Raw genomic sequence first — 18,904 nt, 5'->3', positions numbered from 1 at the left:
TGCGAGGCACCCGTGAACCACTCCCCCACCGAGCAGGCCGCCGACACCGTCGCCCGGCTGCGCGGCACGTTCCGTACCGGGCGGACCAAGTCCGTCGAGTGGCGCAAGGAGCAGCTGCGCAGGCTGCGCGCGATGCTGACCGAGCACGGGGACGACCTCGCCGCCGCCCTCCACGCCGACCTGGGCAAGAGCGCCACCGAGGCGCACCGTACGGAGATCGACTTCACGGTCCGCGAGATCGACCACACCCTGGAGCACCTGGACGAGTGGCTGCGCCCCGAGCCGGCCCCGGTCCCCGCGCACCTCGGCGACGACGCCACGGCCTGGACGCAGTACGACCCGCTCGGCGTCGTCCTCGTCATCGCCCCCTGGAACTACCCGGCCCAGCTTCTCCTGGCCCCCATGGTCGGCGCCCTCGCGTCGGGCAACGCGGTCGTGGCCAAGCCGAGCGAGCTGGCCCCGGCGACCTCGGCCGCGCTGGCCGAGCTGATCCCGGCCTACCTCGACACCGACGCGGTCGCCGTGGTCGAGGGCGGCATCCCGGAGACGACGGCCCTGCTGGCCCAGCGCTTCGACCACATCTTCTACACCGGCAACGGCACGGTGGGCCGTGTCGTCATGCGGGCGGCGGCCGAGCACCTCACCCCGGTCACGCTCGAACTCGGCGGCAAGTCGCCGGCGTTCGTCGACCGCGACACCGACCTCGACGTGGTCGCCGACCGGCTGGCGCGCGGCAAGTTCCTCAACGCCGGGCAGACCTGCGTCGCCCCCGACTACGTCCTCACCGACCCGGAGACCGCCCCCGCCCTGGAGGCGGCGCTCGTCCGCGCGGTCGAGGGCCTCTTCGGCACCGACCCGGCGGCCTCGCCGGAGTACGGCCGCATCGTCAACGAGCGCCATTTCGACCGGCTTTCCGGCTTGCTGGACTCCGGCAGGGTGGCGGTCGGCGGGGGCAGCGACCGTACGGACAAGTACATCGCGCCGACCGTGCTGGCCGATGTCGCGCCCGACGCGCCGGTGATGCAGGAGGAGATCTTCGGGCCGATCCTCCCGATCGTCACCGTGCCGGACCTGGACGCGGCGGTGGACTTCATCAACGACCGCGACAAGCCGCTCGCGCTGTACGTCTTCGCCGACTCCGACAGCACCCGCGACCGCATCGCCGCCGAGACCTCCTCCGGCGGTCTCGGCCACGGCCTCCCCCTCGCCCACCTCACCGTCTCCGACCTCCCCTTCGGCGGTGTCGGCGAGAGCGGCATGGGCAACTACCACGGCCGCTACTCCCTCGACACCTTCAGCCACCGCAAGGCGGTACTGAGCAAGCCGCTGGGCTGAGCAACGCTGCGCCGGGGGCGGGTGCGCGTAATCGTGTTGACCGCCCCCGGTAGGCAGTGCTGAAGTCGGCCCGTGGACAGCATCCCCGCCAACCGGCGGCTCTGGAACCGGATCAGCAGCGCCTACCAGTCCGAGCACGACCCGCAGATCGGCGCCGCCCCCCGGCTGTGGGGCATGTACTCCATCCCGGACGCGCGTCTGGGCGCCCTGGGCGACGTCACCGGCAAACGCGTCCTCGAACTAGGCTGCGGCGCCGGCCAGTGGTCCAGGGCGCTCGCGGCCGAGGGCGCGGACGTGGTCGGACTCGACCTGTCCGAAGCCCAACTCGCGGCGGCGGCCCGCGCGATGGGACCGGCCCGCTACCCGCTGGTGCAGGCCGCCGCCGAACAACTCCCCTTCGCCGCGGAAAGCTTCGACCTCGTCTTCTGCGACTTCGGCGGCCTCAGCTGGGCACCCCCGCACCTCGCCGTCCCCCAGGCCGCACGCGTCCTCCGCCGAGGCGGCCGCCTGGTCTTCAACGTGGCCAGCCCCTGGTTCGAAGCCTGCTACGACGAAGCGGCCGCCCGCGTGACCACGACACTCCAGCGCGACTACTTCGGCCTGAACACCATCGCCGAAGACGACGAAGCGACCAGCTACGTGCTCACCTACGGCGACTGGATCAGAGTCCTCCGCGACGCGGACCTCGTCATCGACGACCTCGTAGAACCCCGCCCCGCCCCCGAAACCCCCAACGGCTACAACCAGACCACCCCACCCGACTGGGCCCACCACTGGCCGGCAGAACTACTCTGGCTGACCCGTAAACCGTGAGGAACCCGTGTCACACCCGGCTCCGCTCACCCCTGAGGAGCAGCTCGCCGACGCGAAGAAGCTGCTGAGCCTTCCCCATGTCGTCGTGATCTGCGGCTCCACCCGCTTCATGGCCGAGATGACCGAGGCGGATCTACGCGAGACCACAGCCGGAAAGATCGTCGTCAAGCCGGCCTGCGACATGAAGTCGCCGCACGAACTCTGGTCCGACCCTGTCGAGGCCGAGGCGCTGAAGGCTCGACTCGACGACCTGCACCGGGCGAAGATCCGGCTCGCTGACGAGGTGCTCGTGGTCGGCGACTACATCGGAGACAGCACCCGGGCCGAGATCTCCTACGCCCGCTCGCTGGGCAAGCCCGTACGGTTCACGCACCCCGAGGTCGACCCCGCCGCCTGACCGCCTCGGGGTGGCTCCGAGAGGCACTTACAGGCCCCCTGGGATCGGCCATCTAGCCAGCCGGCAGCCGGCGTCGTGCCGCCTCCACGCTGTCCCCACCGTTGGTGTTGAAGGCGACGGCGGCCTGGGGGGCGTGGTGGTGGGTGAGGTTGATGATCTGCTCGAACAGGGGCAGCAGTTGCTCGGTCTTGCGGATGCCCCCGCCGATCACCACAACGTCCCACGCCCTCGCGGCCAGCGCCGGGAAGAGGACGGAAGCCATACGGCCAACCTACCCGTCTCCAACCGCCGGACGGCAATTTCACAGCGGCGCGAACACGCTGACACCGCCCGTGAATGCCGCTAACTTCCTGGCTGACTTCATGCCTTCGCATGAGCCGACAGGGGAGGGACGTTCGGTGTTTTCCAAGAAAGTGCTGCCCAGAGGGCTGGGGAGAGCGGCGGCCGCGGTGACGGCGATGACGGTCGTCGGGGTGATGGGTTCGGCCACGACCGCCAGCGCCGGGGCGAGTTGCGGCATCGGGGGATGTTCGTCCTCCGTGAACGACACCGCCCTGGGCGGGACCGCGCTCAAGAACTGGTGCCGCGGCGGCGACAGCACCGGCTCGTGGACCGCCACGCAGCCGACCTGCTCCAGCGACGGCGTGGCGCAGACCACGTACTACCTCTCGCCCAACGGCGGCCACACGCCGTACAAGGAGGACTGGGACACCCTGCGCATCGACGCCGGGTACTGCTACAAGGTCAAGTTCGTCATCGACCTGGCCCCCGACTTCACCAAGACCTACGACCGCCGGGGCACGTCGGCCGCCTATGTGAAGGCGTCGGACAACGCGGACGCCCACATCGTCGGCCAGAGCTCCAGCTCCTGCCCGTGACCGCGCGGGCCGGCGCGTAGGACCGCCGTCGGCGGACGACCGGTGAGCCGTCCGCCGTCGGCAGTCAGTGGGCGCCAACCCGGGCGTCCACGCGCGGAGTTGCCTCATGCCTCCGTACCGACGGCACCGCCAGCACCACCCCCACCGCCGTCACCTGCCACAGCACCCCGAACCCCAACAGCCGCCCCACACCCACGACTCCCGAGACCGGCCCGGCCAGCGCCAGCCCGAGCGGCCCGAGCGCGAAGGCCCCCAGACTGTCGAACGCGCTGATACGCCCCCGCACCTCCGCCGGGACATCCCGCTGGATGACGGTCGCCGCGAGGGTGGTGCACACGGCCGCACCGATCCCCGCGAGGAAGGCCGCGCCCACCACCCACGTGAGAGGCAGCCGCGTCGCCAGCGCGGCCACCGGGGCCGCCCACCCGGCGGACGCGGCGACGGACCAGGCCAGCCCCCGCCTGGGACTCCGCCCCAGCAGCAGCACCCCACCGACGATCGCCCCGACGCCCTCCGACGCCAGCACCAACCCCCACGCCGACGCCCCACCGAGCCGTCGCTCGGCGATGGCCGGCCCCAGCACCAGGAACGGCGCCCAGAGGAAGAAGTTGAAGAGGCCGATGTGGAGCGTGGTGACCCACAGCCAGGTACGCGAGGTGAACTCCCGCCAGCCCTGCCCGAGTTCACCGGACAATCCCCGCCCGGAAGTCTGGGCGCGCACCTCCGGCATGCCCACCAGAGCCACCACACTCACGCCGTAACTCACCGCGTCGACCGCCACCACCGTCCCCGCGTCGAAGGCGGCGACAAGCACACCGGCCAGCGCCGGTCCCACGATCGAGGCCAGGGGGCGAGCCATCGCCAACAGGGCATTGGCATCCGCGAGTTCCTCAAGCGGCACGAGTCCGGGGACCTGTGCCGACAGCCCCGGCATGAACCCTCCCTCACCCACCCCGAGCAGCACCGCCAGCACGACGACCTCCCAGATCCGCACACTGCCGGTGAGCAGGAGCAGGGCCAGCACAGCCTGCGAGCCGAACCGGAGCACGTCCGCCGCCAGCATGACCGTGCGGGCCCCGAGCCGGTCGGTGAACACACCCCCGAGCAGCAGCACGACCAGTACCGCGACGATCCGCGCCGCCATCACCCCGCCGACGGCATCGACTCCACCACCGGGGAGCCGCAGCACGGCGAACGTCGTGGCGATCGTGTTCATCCCCGAACCGAGCAGCGACGTGGTCTGCCCCAGCAGGAAGCGCCGGAAACGGGCATGCCGCAGCACGCGCAGCCGGTGAGTACCGAGTCTCATGAATCCGCACCCTGCCCGCGCCCGGCAATTCACCGCAAGAGTTTCCGCGAATAATTACCGCCGATTCAAAGAAAAGCTCCCGACTTCGCTCATTGGCGCAGTAAATGGCGCGTGTTTACTGCAATACGCCTGCTGGTAAGTTCAGTCACCGAAACCCCGGGTGTTCTCCAGAAAACTCATTTACTGCGGGTAGGCAACATGAGCAAGGATCATCCGGCGCCAGTGGAATACGGCGCCGCCGTCGACCGCTACCTCACCGCAGCGGGCCTCGGCACCGCGTCCCGCCGTATCTACCGCATCTCTTTGCTCGGCTGGGCCTGGCCCCTGGTCGGCCGGCGCACCCCCACCGGCCGCGACCGCAGAGGCGTCCACCCTCCGGCCGTCCCCCTCGCCTCGCTGGACGACCCGGGGACCCCGGAACGCCTGCGCCGAGGACTGGCCGACCGCTCCACCACCGCACGACCGAGCACACTCATACGCGAGTTGGCCTGCCTCCGCGCAGCCACGGCATGGTGGCTCACCCAGGGCTGGATCACCACGGACCCGGCCCTGGACCTGACCCAGCCACCCGCACCGGCCCCACTCCGGCCCCCGGACCGCGCCCGAGCCGCACTGGCCCTGCGAGCCCCCCTCAGAGAGCTGACGCTGTGGTACTTCCTCCACGAGTCCCGAGCGCCCGTGGAACACGTACTCGCCCTGGACATCGCCCACTTGGACCTTCTGGCCCGCCACACCAAGCGGGGCGTGACGACCCGCCTGAGCTGGGGCGAGGGCACAGCCCGACTCCTCCCCCTCCTGCTCGCCGGCCGCACAGAGGGCCCGGTGTTCGTCACCGCCCGTCGGGCCCCCGCCGCCACACCCCCGGCCGACCGCTGCCCGGTGACCGGCCGTGGCCGGCTCTCCTACCGCCGGGCTGCGGAACTCTTCACCGCCGCGACCAGGCCGCTCGACCCGTCAGGGCACGGTTGGACCCTGCTGGCCCTGCGCGAGCGCGCCGGACGGGCGACGCCCTGACCTACCCGGGTCCGTCCAGCAGCGCCCTCAACTGGTGAAGCCGCACGGCCAGATGGAGCCGCAGCGCGGAGTCGGCCGAGCGCCAGCCGGTGCCGAGGAGGGCCGTGATGCGGTCCAGGCGCTTCAGGAGGGTGTTGGGGTGCACATGGAGTGCGTGAGCGGCCCGGCCGAGGTTTCCGGAGTGGGCGAAGTAGGCGGCGACGGTGCTGACGAGGTCGGTCGAGCGGCGCCGGTCGTAGTCGAGGAGGGGGCCGAGGGAGTCGGTGACGAACCCCTCCAGCTCCTGCGCCCGCCGAAGGTCGAAGACGAGCCCGTACATCGCGTACCGGCGTGTGGTGGCGCCCCGGTCGGTCTCGCCGAGGCTGCGCATGACGTCGAGGCAGCGTACGGCCAGCGTGAAGGAGTGGGCGCGGTCGTGCCCGGTGATCCGGTCGGCGACCACGAGCACCGGCGTACCGAGCCTGCGGCGCAGCCGTTGGTGCAGCGTGCGCACCGCGGCCTCGGCGTCGTCGGCGCGGAGCAGCATCGTCGCGCGGCCCAGGTATTCACCCGCCAGACCGGACAACTCCGCTGAGGCGCCGTGCAGTTCGCGGACGATGTCGGCGGCGGACCGGTCGGGGCAGTCGGCGGTGACCAGGACATCGAGCCGGTCGACGTCGACGCCCCGGGCGAGGGCGCGGTCCCGCAGTGCCGGATGGACGGGCTGGAGCGGCGGGTGGGACAGCAGCTCCATGAGGAGTTCGCCCCGTACCCGCTCCTCGGCCTCCACGCGGGCGTCACGCAGGAGCGCCAGCAGGCCGGTGATCTGGGCGGAGCGCTCCAGCATCCGGACGTCCGCCGATTCCGTGACCGCCCGCCGCCGCAGGGACAGGGAGCCGAGGTGGCTGCCCCCGGCCTGGATGGCGGCCACACTGAGGACCGTACCGTCGGCACCCTCGCCGTGGACGCACCGGCCGGTCCGGCGCGCCTGCGCGAGCAACTCCTGCTCCAGATGGGGATCTTCACCCGCGCTCGCCGCGCCGGAGGACCGGGTGGCCACGATCTCGTCGTCCCGGTCCCGGATGGTGACCACGCCCTCCAGGTGGTCGACCAGCGACTGCGCGATGTCGTCCGGTCCGCCCCCGGTCAGCACCACATGGGTGAGTGCCTCGTGCACGGCGGCGGCCCGTTCCATCGTGGTGACCTGGTCCTCGATGACGCGGTAGGCGTCCTGGAGCCGCTGGAGCGCCACCCGGCTCTCGTCGTACAGCCGGGCGTTGTTGAGCGCGATCGCGGCGTGATCGGCGAAGGCGCTGAGGAGGGCGACCTCGTCCTTCTCGAAGGGGCGCTCGGTGCGGTCGGCGGCGAAGAGGACGCCGATCACGCGGTCACCGACCAGGAGCGGGACACCGAGCAGGGCCACCAGCCCCTCGTCGGAGACCAGCCGGTCGAAGACGGGGTCACGGTGGAAGCCGTCGGCGTGGCGGTAGTCGCTCACCCAGACGGGCGCCCGGCTCTCGATCACCCAGCCGCCGAGTCCCGCCCCGGCGGGCATGCGCGCCGAGGAGAACTCCGAGGAGATGGTGCCGGCCGACGCGCTGAGGGCGAGCGCGCCGGACGCGTCGCGGAGCGAGAGGTAGACGAAGTCGCTGCCGATCAGCTCGTGCGCCGCCCGGACGATGGACGGCAGCACCTCGTCGACCTCACCCAGCACCGTCAGCGAGCGGGCCGTGGCGTACAGGCTGCTCAGCTCGCGTTCGCGGCGCAGCCGGTAGGCGGCGAGTTCGCCCTGCCCGCCCTCGCCTGCGAGCTCGGGATCGCTGTGTGCCATGGCTCGCCTTCAACGGGAAGGGAGGTGGTGGATTCACCCACCCTTGAGGTGCGAGGAGTGTAGCGAATCCCCATCTCCCAAAGCGCTTGCTCAGCCCTACTCTCGCCCCACACAGAGCTGTGACACATGTCCCGACCGGCCGGCGGGCGTCCCCGCACACACCCCTGACCAGAACCGGAGGGATGCCTCCCATGGCCTCATCCGCGCAGGCCCCCGTCCAGGGCGACGGCTCCGATCCCGCCACCGTGCCCGTACGCCGCACCAACTGGAAGCTGCTGGCGGCCGGGCTGATCGGCAGCTCGATCGAGTGGTACGACTTCTTCCTCTACGGCACGGCGGCGGCGCTGGTCTTCCCGCACGTCTTCTTTCCGCACTCGTCCGCGTTCATGGGCACGCTGCTCTCCTTCAGCACCTTCTGGGCCGGGTTCGTGGCCCGGCCACTCGGCGGGCTGCTCGCCGGTCACTTCGGGGACAAGCACGGCCGCAAGCCCACGGTCGTGGCCTGTCTGATCGGCATGGCCGCCGCCACGTTCCTCATCGGCTGTCTGCCCAGCGCCGCGAGCGTGGGCGTGCTCGCACCGGTGCTGCTGGTGCTGCTCCGCTTCGTCCAGGGCGCGGCGGCGGGCGGCCAGTGGGGCGGCATCGCCCTGCTGCTGACGGAGTCGGCGCACCCCAAACGCCGTGGATTCGCGGGCACGTTCGGGCAGACGAGCGTCCCGGTCGCGGTCATCATCGTGAACCTCGTCTTCACCACGACCGGCTCGGTCATATCGAGCGACGCGTTCCTCGACTGGGGCTGGCGCGTGCCGTTCCTGCTCAGCGCGGTCATGTTCCCGGTCGTCCTGCACATCCAGAACAAGGTCGAGGACACCCCGGACTTCCGCGAACTGAAGGAAGCGGCCGCCCGCAGGCCGGAGGCGTCCGTGGTCCGCGCCCCGCTGGCCGACGCCGTACGCCGCAACTGGCGCACTGTCCTGCTCGGTTGCGGCACCCTGTCCGCCACCAACAGCCTCTTCTACGTGAGCATCACCGGTCTGCTCAGCTACGGCACGACGACCCTGCACATGGACCGCGACTCCCTCCTCACGGTCACCCTGCTCAGCTCGGCCCTGATGGCCGGGATACTCCCCTACGCGGGCCGCCTCTCCGACCGCTTCGGCCGCCGCAGACTGATCCTGGTCGGCGGACTGGGCGTGGCCGCCTGGGCGTTCCCGTACTTCGCGCTGGTGGGCACGGCCTCGGCGCCGTTGGTCTTCGTCGCGGTCACCGTCGGCTTCCTCTTCCAGGGGCTCACCTACGGCCCGATGGCCGCGTTCCTCGGTGAGCTGTTCGCGCCCAACGTCCGCTACTCCAGCGCCTCTTTGGCCTACCAGCTCTCCGCCATCGTGGTCAGCGGCGGTACGCCGATCCTGATGACCACCATCATCGCGAAGACCGGGGCGACCACGCTGGTCGCCGCCTACATCGCCCTGATGGGCCTGATCACCTTCGCCAGCGCGTGGTTCCTGCCCGAGACGAACCCGGCCGAGGTGCGCCGCGACCCCGACGCGCTGCCCGGAGCGCAGCTCTACTCCTGACCGGCCGGAATCCCCAACGACGAGGAGACACAGTCATGTTCACCCCCGAACCGGGGTTCCCGCTCGGTGACATCCCCGCAGCCCACGCGGCCGGACGCCCCGACGCCTTGGCCGTCCGCGCCGGCGACACGGAGCTGACCTGGGAGGAGCTGTACCGGGCGAGCGACGCCGTCGCGCGCGGCCTGCATCGCGCCGGTGTCGAGCGCGGGCACATCGTCCCCCTCATGCTGCCGAACGGCGTGGACGTCGTGGTGGCGGCCTTCGCCTGCCTCAAACTCGGCGCGATCCCGCAGCCGTTGTCGACCAGGCTGGCACCGGCCGAGGAACGGGCGATACTCGCCCTGTCCGAACCACCGGTCGTCGTGGGCCTCCAGGAGAGCCCGGCCAACCGGACGACGACCGTCGCCGCATTGCGCCGACTGGGCGCAGAGGAGGCCGAGTTGCCCACCGAGGTCGGCCCCTCGTGGAAGGCGCCCACCTCGGGTGGTTCGACCGGCCGGCCGAAGATCATCCTGTCCGGGGCGGAGGGAGCGTTCAACCCGTTCGACATGGAGGCATGGGGACTGCGCCCCGGCGAACAGTCCCTCGTCACCGCCCCCGTCCATCACAACGCCCCCTTCTCCACGGCGATGACGACCCTGTTCAACGGCGGGACCGTCACCCTGCTGGAGCGCTTCGACGCCGAACGGGTCCTGGCCGAGGTGGAACGGCACGCGATCACCTGGGTGTATCTGGTGCCGACCATGATGCGCCGCATCCTGGCCCTCCCGGCACCGGTCCGCGACCGCTACGACCTCTCCTCCCTCGTCTCGGTCTGGCACTGCGCCGAACCCTGTCCGCCCGCGACCAAGCAGGCGTGGATCGACTGGCTGGGCGCGGACCGGATCTGGGAGCTGTACGCGGGCACCGAGGCCCAGGCCGGCTGCACGATCTCCGGCACGGAGTGGCTGGCGCACCGGGGCTCGGTGGGCCGTCCCACCTGGGGCGAGATCAAGATCGTGGGTCTGGACGGCACACCGGTCACCGGGCCCAAAGTCCCCGGTGAGATCTTCATGCGGGTCGCGGAGGGCAAGCCGCCGGCCTTCCGGTACCTGGGGGCCGAGGTCCAGGAGACCGGCGGCTGGTCGACGCTCGGCGACATCGGCGAGTTCGACGCGGACGGCTATCTGTACCTCCACGACCGCCGCTCCGACATGCTCCTGGTCGGCGGGGTGAACGTGTACCCCGCCGAGATCGAGGGCGCCCTCACCGAGCATCCGCACGTCCTGTCCAGCGCGGTCATCGGCCTGCCGGACCCGGACCGGGGCAACCGCGTCCACGCCATCGTGCAGATCGAGGAGGGGCGTACGACCACCCCGGAGGAGCTCACCGACTTCCTGGCCGCCCGGCTGTCGCCCCACAAGCGGCCGAGATCGCTCGAGTTGGTGACGGAGCCGCTGCGGAGTGCGGCCGGGAAGCTGCGGCGCTCGGCGTTGCGGGCGGAGCGCCTGAACTAGTTGGTTACGGAGGCGAGTTCACCGAAGAGCCGGTTCGCCGACTCCGAGGTGAACTGCCGCTGGAGTTCCGCGCGGGCGACCAGCTTGCGGAACTCCCCCGCCTGCGTGGTGTTCCCGGCGTTGTGCATGACGTGGGTGATCCAGGTGGCGAACGCCTGGTAGTTCCAGATGTGCGGCAGGCAGGTCGCGGAGTAGCCGTCGAGCAGGCTCGTGTCGCCGTCCCCGGCCCAGCGGAGGACGGCGTGGGCGAACACCTCGGCGTCGTGCAGGGCGAGGTGGATGCCCTTGGCGCTCATCGGCGGCACGATGTGGGCCGCGTCCCCGAGCAGATACAGGTTGCCGTAACACATGGGGTCGAACACCACACTGCGCAGCGGCACTATGTGGCTGCTGACGATCTCGCCGCGCGCCACCGTCGTCCCGAACCGGGCTTCCAGTTCGCTCCAGACGCGTGCGTCCGGCCACTGCTCGGGGGTGTCGTCCACGGCGCACTGGAGGTAGACGCGGGTGGCGTGCGGGCCACGCGGGATCAGCCCGGCGAGGCCGCGCGAGTGGATCGCCATGCCGGACGGGTTCGTGGGGACGGCTGCCAGGACACTGAGCCACGAGTACCCGTACCGGTGGGAGTACTCGGTGAGGACGCCGGCCGGGACGGAACGCCGGCTGACGCCGTGGAAGCCGTCGCACCCGGCGATGAGGTCGCACTCGACGGTTCTGGCCGTGCCGTCGGGATCCTGGTACCGGACCCGGGTGTGGCCGTGGGTGCGGCCGCGGGTGTGGTCGCCCTCTATGTTCTCCAGCACCACATCGGCGGCCTCGTACCGCAGGTCGCCGCCCATACGCAGGTAGGCGTCGGTGAGGTTGCGGACGAGGACCTGCTGCGGGCAGTAGAGGCTCTCGTTGCCGTCGTCGTCCATGTCGATCGGCATCGCATCCCCGTCGATGAAGAAGGCGCCCTCGCTCTCGGGTATCGGGGTGCCCTCCAGCACCTCGCCGAGCCCCCACTCGCGGAGCATGCGCACGCCGAACGCGTCGACGGTTCCCGCGCGTTGACACTGCTCGACGTAGGAGCGGCTGTGCTTCTCCAGTACGACGCAGTCGACGCCGTTGCGCAGCAGGAAGTTGCCGAGCGCCAGACCGGCGACACCGGCTCCGACGATGGCCACGGGTGTTTTCGACATGGGTCTACAAGCCTCCGTGCTCAGGGGATGTCGAGGGACTGCCCCCACTCTGGAGCCGGAGCCGGACCGCGTACCACCGGCATAGCGACAGCGGATACCGGAAACCCGCCAACCTACCGCCTGCCGCGCAGCTCCGCCTGATAGCGCCCCGGGGTCTGCCCGACCACCTCGGTGAACGCGTCGATGAAGCTGGAGGGGTTGGACCAGCCGCACACCATCGCGGTGTCGGTGACCGACAGGCCGTCGGTGAGGTGGGCCAGGGCGTGATGGATGCGCAGGGTGGTGCGCCAGCGGTGGAAGCTCATGCCCAGCTCGGTGTGGAACAGCCTGCTCAGCGTGCGTTCACCGGCCCCGGCCGCGCGGCCCAGCTCGGCCAGGGTGGCAGGACGGGCGGGGTCGGCGTGCAGGAGGTCGGTGACGGCGCGCAGCCGGTCGTCGCGCGGTTCGGGCAGGTGCAGTGACCGCTCGGCGGTGTCGGCCAGCTCGTCCATGACCACGGCGAGCAGGCGGCCGTGGGCACCGGGGCGGCTCTCGGTCCGGTCGGTCAGCACGAGCACCGCCTCGCGCAGCAGCGGGCTGACCGCGAACACGCTTGGCTGCTTGGAGAGTTGGGTGCACAGTTCCGGCGGGACGCTGAGCACACGGGTGTCGGTACGGCCGTAGAAGCGGTGGGAGTGGGCGAAGCCCGGTGGTGTCCAGGTCAGGCGGTTGGCCGGGGCGACCCAGGTGCCTTGCTCGGTGGTGGTGGCGAGTACACCGGCTGCCGCGTAGACGAACTGGCCATGGGGGTGGGAGTGGGCGTCGAGGTGATAGCCGTGCGGCAGCCATCCGGCCCCGCGCAAGGGCACGTCCACCGACTCGGGCAGGGCGGGGCGGTTCTCCGGCATCACCCGAGAGCGTACCGCCGTTCCCGACGCTCACTCATTCGGCCGATGGGTCGGATCGCCGTAAATCAATTTCCGCCACTTACGCTGCGAAAACCCCCAGCAGGCGCCTCTCCATCGGAGATCACCCATGAACGACCAGCAGAATGCGAAGGAATTTCCCCGGCGGCAGTTCGTCGCCGTCTCCGGTGCCGTCGGCGCCGGAACGCTCCTGGCCGGCGCGGCCGCGATGAGCGGCGGCACGGCCGTGGCGGCGAGCGGTGTCACCGCAGGTCCGACCCCCGACTCGTGTCCCACCACGCCTCCCCCGGGCGGCACCGGTCCGTGCCCGCCGGCCAGCCTCCAGGGCATCTGCGGCCGGCCCACGGACAACGACCCGCTGTGGCACGACGTCCAGTACTGCACCAGCGGAATCGTCCCCCCGCCGCCGCAGCCCAAGCCGGACTGCCTGAAGATGACTGCGAATTACGTCGTGCTGCACGGAAAGCCGGAGACCACGCACAACTATCTCCTGCTCCCGGCGTGCCGTGTGACGGGCATCGAATGCCCGTACCTCGTGACCAGCGGCCCGCCGAACTACTGGCACGAGGCGTGGGAGAACGCGCGCAGCGGCGGCGATGTCCCCGTGCAGTACCCGAACATCGGCCTGGGTATCAACTCGCAGGGCGCCCGGCGCTTCAACCAGCTGCACATCCACATGGCCGGCGTCCGGGCGAGCACCCAGCGGCGCCTCCAGGAGCTTGAGTCGCAGGGCCGTATGGCCACGTCGCCGTCGCAGTGGGGGAACCCGGCCAACCAGGCCGCCGTCACGGGCTCGGCGGGCGACCGCGTGTACCGCATCCTCCGGCTCCCCAACCTGCGGGACAACCTGTTCGGCCTGCTCAACACGAACGTGGTGCGGCCCAACTCTCTGAGCATGGCCAACCAGACGATGATCGTGGTCCCGAAGATGACCGCCACCGGGTTCGCCGGCGCCTTCTACGTCCTCAACAGCGACACGTCGATCCACGATGGCACGAGCACATGCGACTACCTGCTCGTGTATAGCTGACGCACATGTGCTGGGCGACCACTCCTAGTCGCCCAGCGCCTCGCCGGCCCGCTCCTCCAGGACTCCCGCCAGGGCCGATGCCACGAGGGCGACGGTGCGGTCCTGGTCGTGGGCGAGTCGGCGCAGGATCTCCAGCGGGACGGTGCCCTCCAGTTCGACCAGCGCCTGGATCAGACGGACGCGGGTCGCGGTGTCGGCTTCGGGGGCGTCCAGCCGACCGGCCAGGAGTGTGGTGATCCTGGTAGCGGAAGCGGGGTCCCGGGAGAGGACTCCCAGCGCCTCCGCCGCGTCCACGTCGTTGGTGCCGTCCACCACCATGCGGACGAGGGTGGGTACGGCCGCCGCCACGCCGTGTGCGCCCAGGGCGAGTGCGGCTTGTCTGCGGACGGGGGCGTCCGGGTCGTCCAGCCGGTCCGTGAGGACTTCGATCGCGCCCGGCGTCTCCGCCATCCCGGCGATCGCCAGTACCGCCCGCCGCCGGATCTCGACATCCTCCGACCGCGCGGCTGCCGCCAGCGCCGCCACACCGTCGTCGCCCGTACGGGCCAGGGCCCAGCGCAAGGCGCCCGCGACGTGCGGGTCGGACTCGCCCAGTACGGCCCCGGCCAGCAGCTCCGCCGGAACCGGCATGCCGTCCGGCCGGGTGAGGACGGCCTGCTGTCTGCGGGCGGCGCTGGTCGAGTCCAGTTCCCGCATGAGTTCCACGACGCGGAGCACGTCCTGCCAGCCGGTGGGTGCGGAGGCGTCGATGACCCGAAGCCGGTCGAGCAGCTCCCGCTCGCGCGCCAGGCGTTCCTCCGCCCACAGGATGAGGTCGCCGACCAGGGCGGACGGCGTGAACCCCGGGTCCTCCAGCGCCCGTCCGATCTGCTTGAGCGACAGCCCGAGCGACCGCAGGCTCTCCACATGGAAGATCCGGCGGACGTCATCGGCCGAGTACTCCCGGTACCCGCCGACGCTCCGCCCGCTCGGCCGCACCAGCCCCAGCGCGTCGTAGTGCCGCAGCATCCGCGCACTCACCCCGGACCGACGAGCCACCTCCCCGATCAGCAACGTACGGCCTCCTATGCCTCCGCGGCCCCGCGCTCCGGGCCGAGTACGACCGTACGCTTCGCCTCCTCGATGGCCGCGTCGAAACCGGCCTCCGGGTTCCGCCGCAGTACCTCGGTGGCGCGCGCGTGGGTCGACACGGCGGGGTCCGGGTGGCCGGCGGCCCGCTCCAGCGCGGGCCGGCTCGCTTCGCCGAGGTCGACCAAGGCCCGGCTGAGGCTCAGCCGCACGTCGCGGTCACCGCGCCCGAGCTGCCGGACCAGTTCCTCGGCCAGTCCCCTCTCCTCCGCCTCGGGTACCAGGATGACGGCCACGCGCCACGCGGTTCGCGCGACTTCGTCGTCGGCGTCGCGCAGGAGGTCACGGGTGATCCACCCCCACGTGGTCCGGTCCTTGATCTTGGAGAGCGTGTGCAACGCCTGGCTACGGGCCTGACCGCACCCGGAGCCCAGCTCCTGCCGGAGGCGAGGCAGGGTGGTCTCCGGCGCGAGACGCGTCAACGCCCAGGACAACATGTCCCGCACGAAGAAGTCGGGCTCGACGGCGCACCGCTCGACCAGGCTCTCCAGGAAGACGGCGTCGGCGTTCGCCCCGACCGCCATGGCTGCCTGAAGCCGAACCGATGTGTCCTCTGCACCCATGGCTTTGACCAGACGAGTGTGCTGAGCGGTCATGTCGATGGGGACCACCTCCAGCACCCCAGTCAAAACCTTGCCACGGTGTCAGGGTCAAGCACTTGCCATCCGGCCCGACCTAAGCCCTCTACTCATCTTCGGACAAGAGCTCGCCGGCAAGAGACCGCTCCGCGTTGTCCAGCAGCTCCTTATAGGTGAGTACCTCGACACGCGTGAGATGCGAGTTGAACGTCCGCAACGCTTCGTTGATCTCCGTCTCCGGTATGTCGGGGTGCAAGCCCGGGTGGCCAACCAGAACGAGCGCGCTGGCCCGGCGGACCTCGATGCCGAGCTCCTCTCGAATGCGGTCGCGGTGTTCGTCCAGCCCGGTGAGGTAGTTGACGGCCTGTCCGACGGCCTCGTGGACCGACGCAGCGGGCACCCAGGCGTTGCGGTGCCATCTGACCAGGCGCCTCTTAAGGCTCATGGCCCGTTTGAGTTCGACGATGTGGAGCGCCCCGTCGCCCCGTATCAGCGGGATGTCCACCTCGTCCCCCGGCACGAGCCGACGGTGGGCGGCCTGCCCAACGAATCGCCCGCCGAAGATCCAGTGCTGCCCCTCCAACGCCCGCTGGAGATCTCTTTCCATCGCTTCGTCATCCTCGACAACAGCACGCAGCAACTCGAGTCCGGCCGAGCGCCGCCGTAGTTCGGCGGCCCGCAGGACGAGTTGTCCCTCATCATCGGCCGCGAGCAGGGCTAGAGCCTCGGGTGAGCTGACGATCTTTCGGGCTGCCTTGGCGGGGTCCTCCACCTCGATACGATCGCTGCGCATTAGCCGCTCCAGCCACAGCGAGGTCTCCGACATCCCGCGCGGAATGACGTAGCGACCGGGCCGGTCCTCGGGAGCTCGCAGGAACGCAGCGTCACGGCCCTGGGACCGAAAATGCGCTACTACATCCTTCGCGCCCGCACTGGGATGATTCCTCAGATGTGCCTCGCACTCCGAGACAAGCCATTCATGCATCGCTCGCAGGGAACTAGCGAGGAAGTCTCGGTTCCGTTCCTGTCGCGTCCCATCCTGGAAGAGGCGGTAACGCTCCGCGAAATCGTGCTGAAGTATCCGGCCCTCCGCGTAGTCCAGCGAGTCCTGCAGGAGCCGCACGACCTGCCACTCCCCTGCGGCCGCAGCCAGCCCTCTGGCAACCTCGAGCAGACGTATGAGCTCTTTTCCCTGCCTGCGCCTGCCATTGCCGAGGCTGTGCAGATAGGTGAACACCTCGTTGAGCGCCGAGCCCACCGTCTCGTCACCGGTCTTCTTCGCCACCTCACGGAGCTGCCATTCCAGCGTCATGTCACTTCGGATCGCCATGAGGGGAAGTGTGCACCCGAGGTATGACAGGGCCGTCCGATGGACTATCCGCGCATCGTGCCGGTCCATGCGTCTCCACGGCGCCGCGGGTCCCCCCAGAAACAGCGAAGGCCGGTTGCGGATTTCTCCGTAACCGGCCCTGACCTGCGACTCTCACGAGTCGGGACGACAGGATTTGAACCTGCGACCCCTTGACCCCCAGTCAAGTGCGCTACCAAGCTGCGCCACGTCCCGAGGTGATCCGGCGGAGTGGTCCGCGTGATCACGCAGGTCAACCCTACCGCACCCGCGGCGGTGCCCGGTCACTTGATGAGGGCGTTGGCGATGACCACGACGAAGCCGAGGAGGGCGTCGGCGAGGCCGGTGAGGAGGGCGGAGGGCCAGCTGCGGGAGGCCCAGCGGGCGGTGATCACGCCGAGGGTGAAGAGGATGGCGATGTTGAGATAGAGGGCGGGGTACTCGACGTCACCGGGCGGCCACCACCCCCACCCCGCCCCGGCCAGCAGGAACACGGTCGGCAGCACGGCCGCGACGAGCGGCCACTCGTCGCGCAGGGCCCGCAGCGCCTCGCCCCGGCGCCGAGGACGGCGTTCGGCGACGTGGTGGGCGTAACCGTGGGCGAGGGCGGAGGCGAACGCGGTGACCAGGACCCACAGCGCGTCGTAGCGCCGGCTGGCCGCCGAGCCGTGCCCGTGCTGGGTGAGCGCGGCGACCAGGGAGCTGGCCAGGACGGCGCCGTACACCCCGCCGAACAGGACGGACTCGCGGGTGTCGCGCCGCGGCCGGGGTGCGCCGGCCTCCGCCGTCGGGTCAGCAGCCATGCCTCCCACGATCACCCGGCCCCCGCGCCCCCGCACGCCGGTGTGCACCGGTCGGGGGCGCGCAGCAGGGTTGACACCCGGTATTTGTCCGCACAAAGGTGGGCCCGGCAGATGTGGGTCCGGTTCCGGGAAGGGCTGTCATCGTGGATGCGCTGGGTGTCGCCGTCGTGGGTTTCGGCTGGATGGGCCGGGTGCACACCCGGGCGTACGCCCGCCTCCCGCACCACTACCCCCGGCTGCCCGTGCGCCCCGAGCTGGTGACGGTCGCCGAGGAGGTGCCGGGCCTCGCGGAGGAGGCGGCCGCCCAGTACGGCTTCGCCACCGCCACCCGCGACTGGCGCGAGGTCGCCGCCGACCCCCGCGTGCGCGCCGTCAGCGTCACCGCGCCGAACTTCCTGCACCGCGGGATCGGCGTCGCGATGGCCCGGGCGGGCAAGCACGTGTGGATCGAGAAGCCGGTCGGGCTGAGCGGCGCGGACGCCCGCGCGGTCGCGGACGCGGTCGCCGCGGCCGGCGTCCAGAGCGCGGTCGGTTTCAACTACCGCAACGCGCCCGCCGTGGAGTCCGCCCGCGAGCTGATCGCCTCCGGCGGCATCGGCCGGATCACCCACGCCCGCGTCCGCCTGCTCAGCGACTACGCCGCGCACCCGGACGGTGCCCTGACCTGGCGGTACGAGCGCGGCCGGGGCGGCAGCGGGGTGCTGGGCGACCTGGCCTCGCACGGCGCCGACCTCGCGTACTTCCTGCTCGGGGACATCGAGTCGCTGGCCGCCGACACGGCGGTGTTCGTCCCGGAACGCTCGCGCCCCGCCGGCGCGACCGCCGGCCACACCCTCGCGGCGGGCGGCGAGCGCGGCCCGGTGGAGAACGAGGACTACGTGAGCTGCCTGCTGCGCTTCGCCTCCGGCGCCCGTGGCGTGCTGGAGGCGTGCCGGGTGTCGGTCGGCGAGCAGAACAACTACGGCTTCGAGGTGCACGGCACCGAGGGCGCCGTCGCCTGGGACTTCCGCCGGATGAACGAACTCCGCGTCAGCCGGGGCGGGTTGTACCAGGACCAGCCGATGAGCACGGTGTACGTCGGCCCGGCGGACGGCGAGTTCGCCGCCTTCCAGCCCGGCGCGGCCAACGCGATGGGCTACGACGACCTCAAGGTCGTCGAGGCGTACCGCTTCCTCCGCTCGGTCGCCGAGGGCAAGCCGTACGGCGCCACGCTCGCGGACGCGGTGCGCGCGGCCGGGGTGCTGGACGCGATGGCGGTCTCGGCCGAGGGCCGGGGGTGGGTCGATCTGCCGGTGAGCTGAA

At 70.9% G+C, this 18,904-nt stretch carries 18 protein-coding genes, 1 tRNA gene and 1 pseudogene; 9 read left to right on the top strand and 11 right to left on the bottom strand.

The genetic code is table 11. From position 1 onward, the window contains the following. Nucleotides 1–12: 12 nt before the first annotated feature. The 3 genes from D0Z67_RS25610 (at nt 13) to D0Z67_RS25600 (ending at nt 2,545) form a co-directional block, all read left to right on the top strand. A complete protein-coding gene (locus tag D0Z67_RS25610) occupies nt 13–1,335 on the top strand; it encodes an aldehyde dehydrogenase family protein (RefSeq protein WP_031181406.1) in 1,323 nt (440 codons plus the stop codon). A gap of 72 nt (nt 1,336–1,407) precedes the next feature. Continuing rightward, on the top strand, nt 1,408–2,148 hold the full coding sequence (locus D0Z67_RS25605; protein ID WP_031181407.1) for a class I SAM-dependent methyltransferase: 741 nt from the start codon (nt 1,408–1,410) through the stop codon (nt 2,146–2,148). A 7-nt stretch (nt 2,149–2,155) separates the two neighbouring features. Continuing rightward, on the top strand, nt 2,156–2,545 hold the full coding sequence (locus tag D0Z67_RS25600) for a hypothetical protein (RefSeq protein WP_031181408.1): 390 nt from the start codon (nt 2,156–2,158) through the stop codon (nt 2,543–2,545). A 52-nt stretch (nt 2,546–2,597) separates the two neighbouring features. Here D0Z67_RS25600 and D0Z67_RS25595 read toward each other — a convergent pair. Then, nucleotides 2,598–2,795: pseudogene (locus tag D0Z67_RS25595) on the bottom strand (hypothetical protein); the annotation flags it as partial. Nucleotides 2,796–2,846: 51 nt separating this feature from the next. Next, entirely contained in the window at nt 2,847–3,065 is a 219-nt protein-coding gene (locus D0Z67_RS25590) for a hypothetical protein (RefSeq protein ID WP_131589712.1), read from the bottom strand. A gap of 19 nt (nt 3,066–3,084) precedes the next feature. Here D0Z67_RS25590 and D0Z67_RS25585 point away from each other — a divergent pair, with 19 nt between their 5' ends. Beyond that, the gene (locus tag D0Z67_RS25585; protein WP_031181411.1) at nt 3,085–3,423 is read left to right on the top strand and encodes a hypothetical protein; all 339 of its coding nucleotides are present in this window, start codon (nt 3,085–3,087) and stop codon (nt 3,421–3,423) included. Between the two features lie 64 nt (nt 3,424–3,487). Here D0Z67_RS25585 and D0Z67_RS25580 read toward each other — a convergent pair whose 3' ends face one another. Continuing rightward, on the bottom strand, nt 3,488–4,732 hold the full coding sequence (locus D0Z67_RS25580) for an MFS transporter (RefSeq protein WP_051887709.1): 1,245 nt from the start codon (nt 4,730–4,732) through the stop codon (nt 3,488–3,490). Between the two features lie 198 nt (nt 4,733–4,930). Between D0Z67_RS25580 and D0Z67_RS25575 the strand changes: the two genes are divergently transcribed. Then, the gene (locus D0Z67_RS25575) at nt 4,931–5,746 is read left to right on the top strand and encodes a hypothetical protein (protein ID WP_037775104.1); all 816 of its coding nucleotides are present in this window, start codon (nt 4,931–4,933) and stop codon (nt 5,744–5,746) included. Nucleotide 5,747: 1 nt separating this feature from the next. Here D0Z67_RS25575 and D0Z67_RS25570 read toward each other — a convergent pair whose 3' ends face one another. Then, the gene (locus D0Z67_RS25570; protein WP_031181414.1) at nt 5,748–7,556 is read right to left on the bottom strand and encodes a helix-turn-helix domain-containing protein; all 1,809 of its coding nucleotides are present in this window, start codon (nt 7,554–7,556) and stop codon (nt 5,748–5,750) included. A 191-nt stretch (nt 7,557–7,747) separates the two neighbouring features. Between D0Z67_RS25570 and D0Z67_RS25565 the strand changes: the two genes are divergently transcribed. Beyond that, a complete protein-coding gene (locus D0Z67_RS25565) occupies nt 7,748–9,133 on the top strand; it encodes an MFS transporter (RefSeq protein ID WP_031181415.1) in 1,386 nt (461 codons plus the stop codon). Between the two features lie 35 nt (nt 9,134–9,168). Beyond that, on the top strand, nt 9,169–10,629 hold the full coding sequence (locus D0Z67_RS25560; protein ID WP_031181416.1) for an AMP-binding protein: 1,461 nt from the start codon (nt 9,169–9,171) through the stop codon (nt 10,627–10,629). Here D0Z67_RS25560 and D0Z67_RS25555 read toward each other — a convergent pair. Beyond that, nucleotides 10,626–11,810 (bottom strand): 4-hydroxybenzoate 3-monooxygenase, encoded by a 1,185-nt coding sequence (locus D0Z67_RS25555; RefSeq protein WP_031181417.1) that lies wholly within the window; start codon nt 11,808–11,810, stop codon nt 10,626–10,628. The genes D0Z67_RS25560 and D0Z67_RS25555 overlap by 4 nt on opposite strands. A 113-nt stretch (nt 11,811–11,923) precedes the next feature. Further along, entirely contained in the window at nt 11,924–12,697 is a 774-nt protein-coding gene (locus D0Z67_RS25550) for an AraC family transcriptional regulator (protein ID WP_031181418.1), read from the bottom strand. A gap of 127 nt (nt 12,698–12,824) precedes the next feature. Between D0Z67_RS25550 and D0Z67_RS25545 the strand changes: the two genes are divergently transcribed. Beyond that, on the top strand, nt 12,825–13,745 hold the full coding sequence (locus D0Z67_RS25545) for a CDP-diacylglycerol diphosphatase (RefSeq protein ID WP_234312766.1): 921 nt from the start codon (nt 12,825–12,827) through the stop codon (nt 13,743–13,745). 24 nt (nt 13,746–13,769) lie between these two features. On the opposite strand, the gene D0Z67_RS25540 is transcribed toward D0Z67_RS25545, so the two are convergent. The 5 genes from D0Z67_RS25540 to D0Z67_RS25520 all read right to left on the bottom strand — a co-directional run bounded on the left by D0Z67_RS25540 (nt 13,770) and on the right by D0Z67_RS25520 (nt 17,602). After that, nucleotides 13,770–14,798: a MerR family transcriptional regulator gene (locus D0Z67_RS25540; RefSeq protein ID WP_031181420.1), complete on the bottom strand. Its 1,029-nt coding sequence runs from the start codon at nt 14,796–14,798 to the stop codon at nt 13,770–13,772. 11 nt (nt 14,799–14,809) lie between these two features. After that, the gene (locus D0Z67_RS25535; RefSeq protein ID WP_037775150.1) at nt 14,810–15,469 is read right to left on the bottom strand and encodes a HEAT repeat domain-containing protein; all 660 of its coding nucleotides are present in this window, start codon (nt 15,467–15,469) and stop codon (nt 14,810–14,812) included. 88 nt (nt 15,470–15,557) lie between these two features. Beyond that, nucleotides 15,558–16,763, bottom strand: a complete 1,206-nt coding sequence (locus D0Z67_RS25530; RefSeq protein WP_031181422.1) for a Shedu anti-phage system protein SduA domain-containing protein — start codon at nt 16,761–16,763, stop codon at nt 15,558–15,560. Between the two features lie 178 nt (nt 16,764–16,941). After that, nucleotides 16,942–17,015, bottom strand: a tRNA-Pro gene (locus D0Z67_RS25525). A gap of 68 nt (nt 17,016–17,083) precedes the next feature. Next, entirely contained in the window at nt 17,084–17,602 is a 519-nt protein-coding gene (locus D0Z67_RS25520) for a hypothetical protein (RefSeq protein WP_031181423.1), read from the bottom strand. A 140-nt stretch (nt 17,603–17,742) separates the two neighbouring features. On the opposite strand from D0Z67_RS25520, the gene D0Z67_RS25515 reads away from it, so the two are divergent. Continuing rightward, nucleotides 17,743–18,903, top strand: coding sequence for a Gfo/Idh/MocA family protein (locus D0Z67_RS25515; protein ID WP_031181424.1), 1,161 nt, complete (start codon nt 17,743–17,745; stop codon nt 18,901–18,903). Nucleotide 18,904: the final 1 nt, after the last annotated feature.

The sequence above is a fragment of the Streptomyces seoulensis genome, from assembly GCF_004328625.1.
Taxonomy (GTDB): Bacteria; Actinomycetota; Actinomycetes; order Streptomycetales; family Streptomycetaceae; genus Streptomyces; species Streptomyces seoulensis.
The sequence above is the reverse complement of the archived record's forward strand: the minus strand, read 5'-3'. Positions and strand labels throughout refer to the sequence as shown.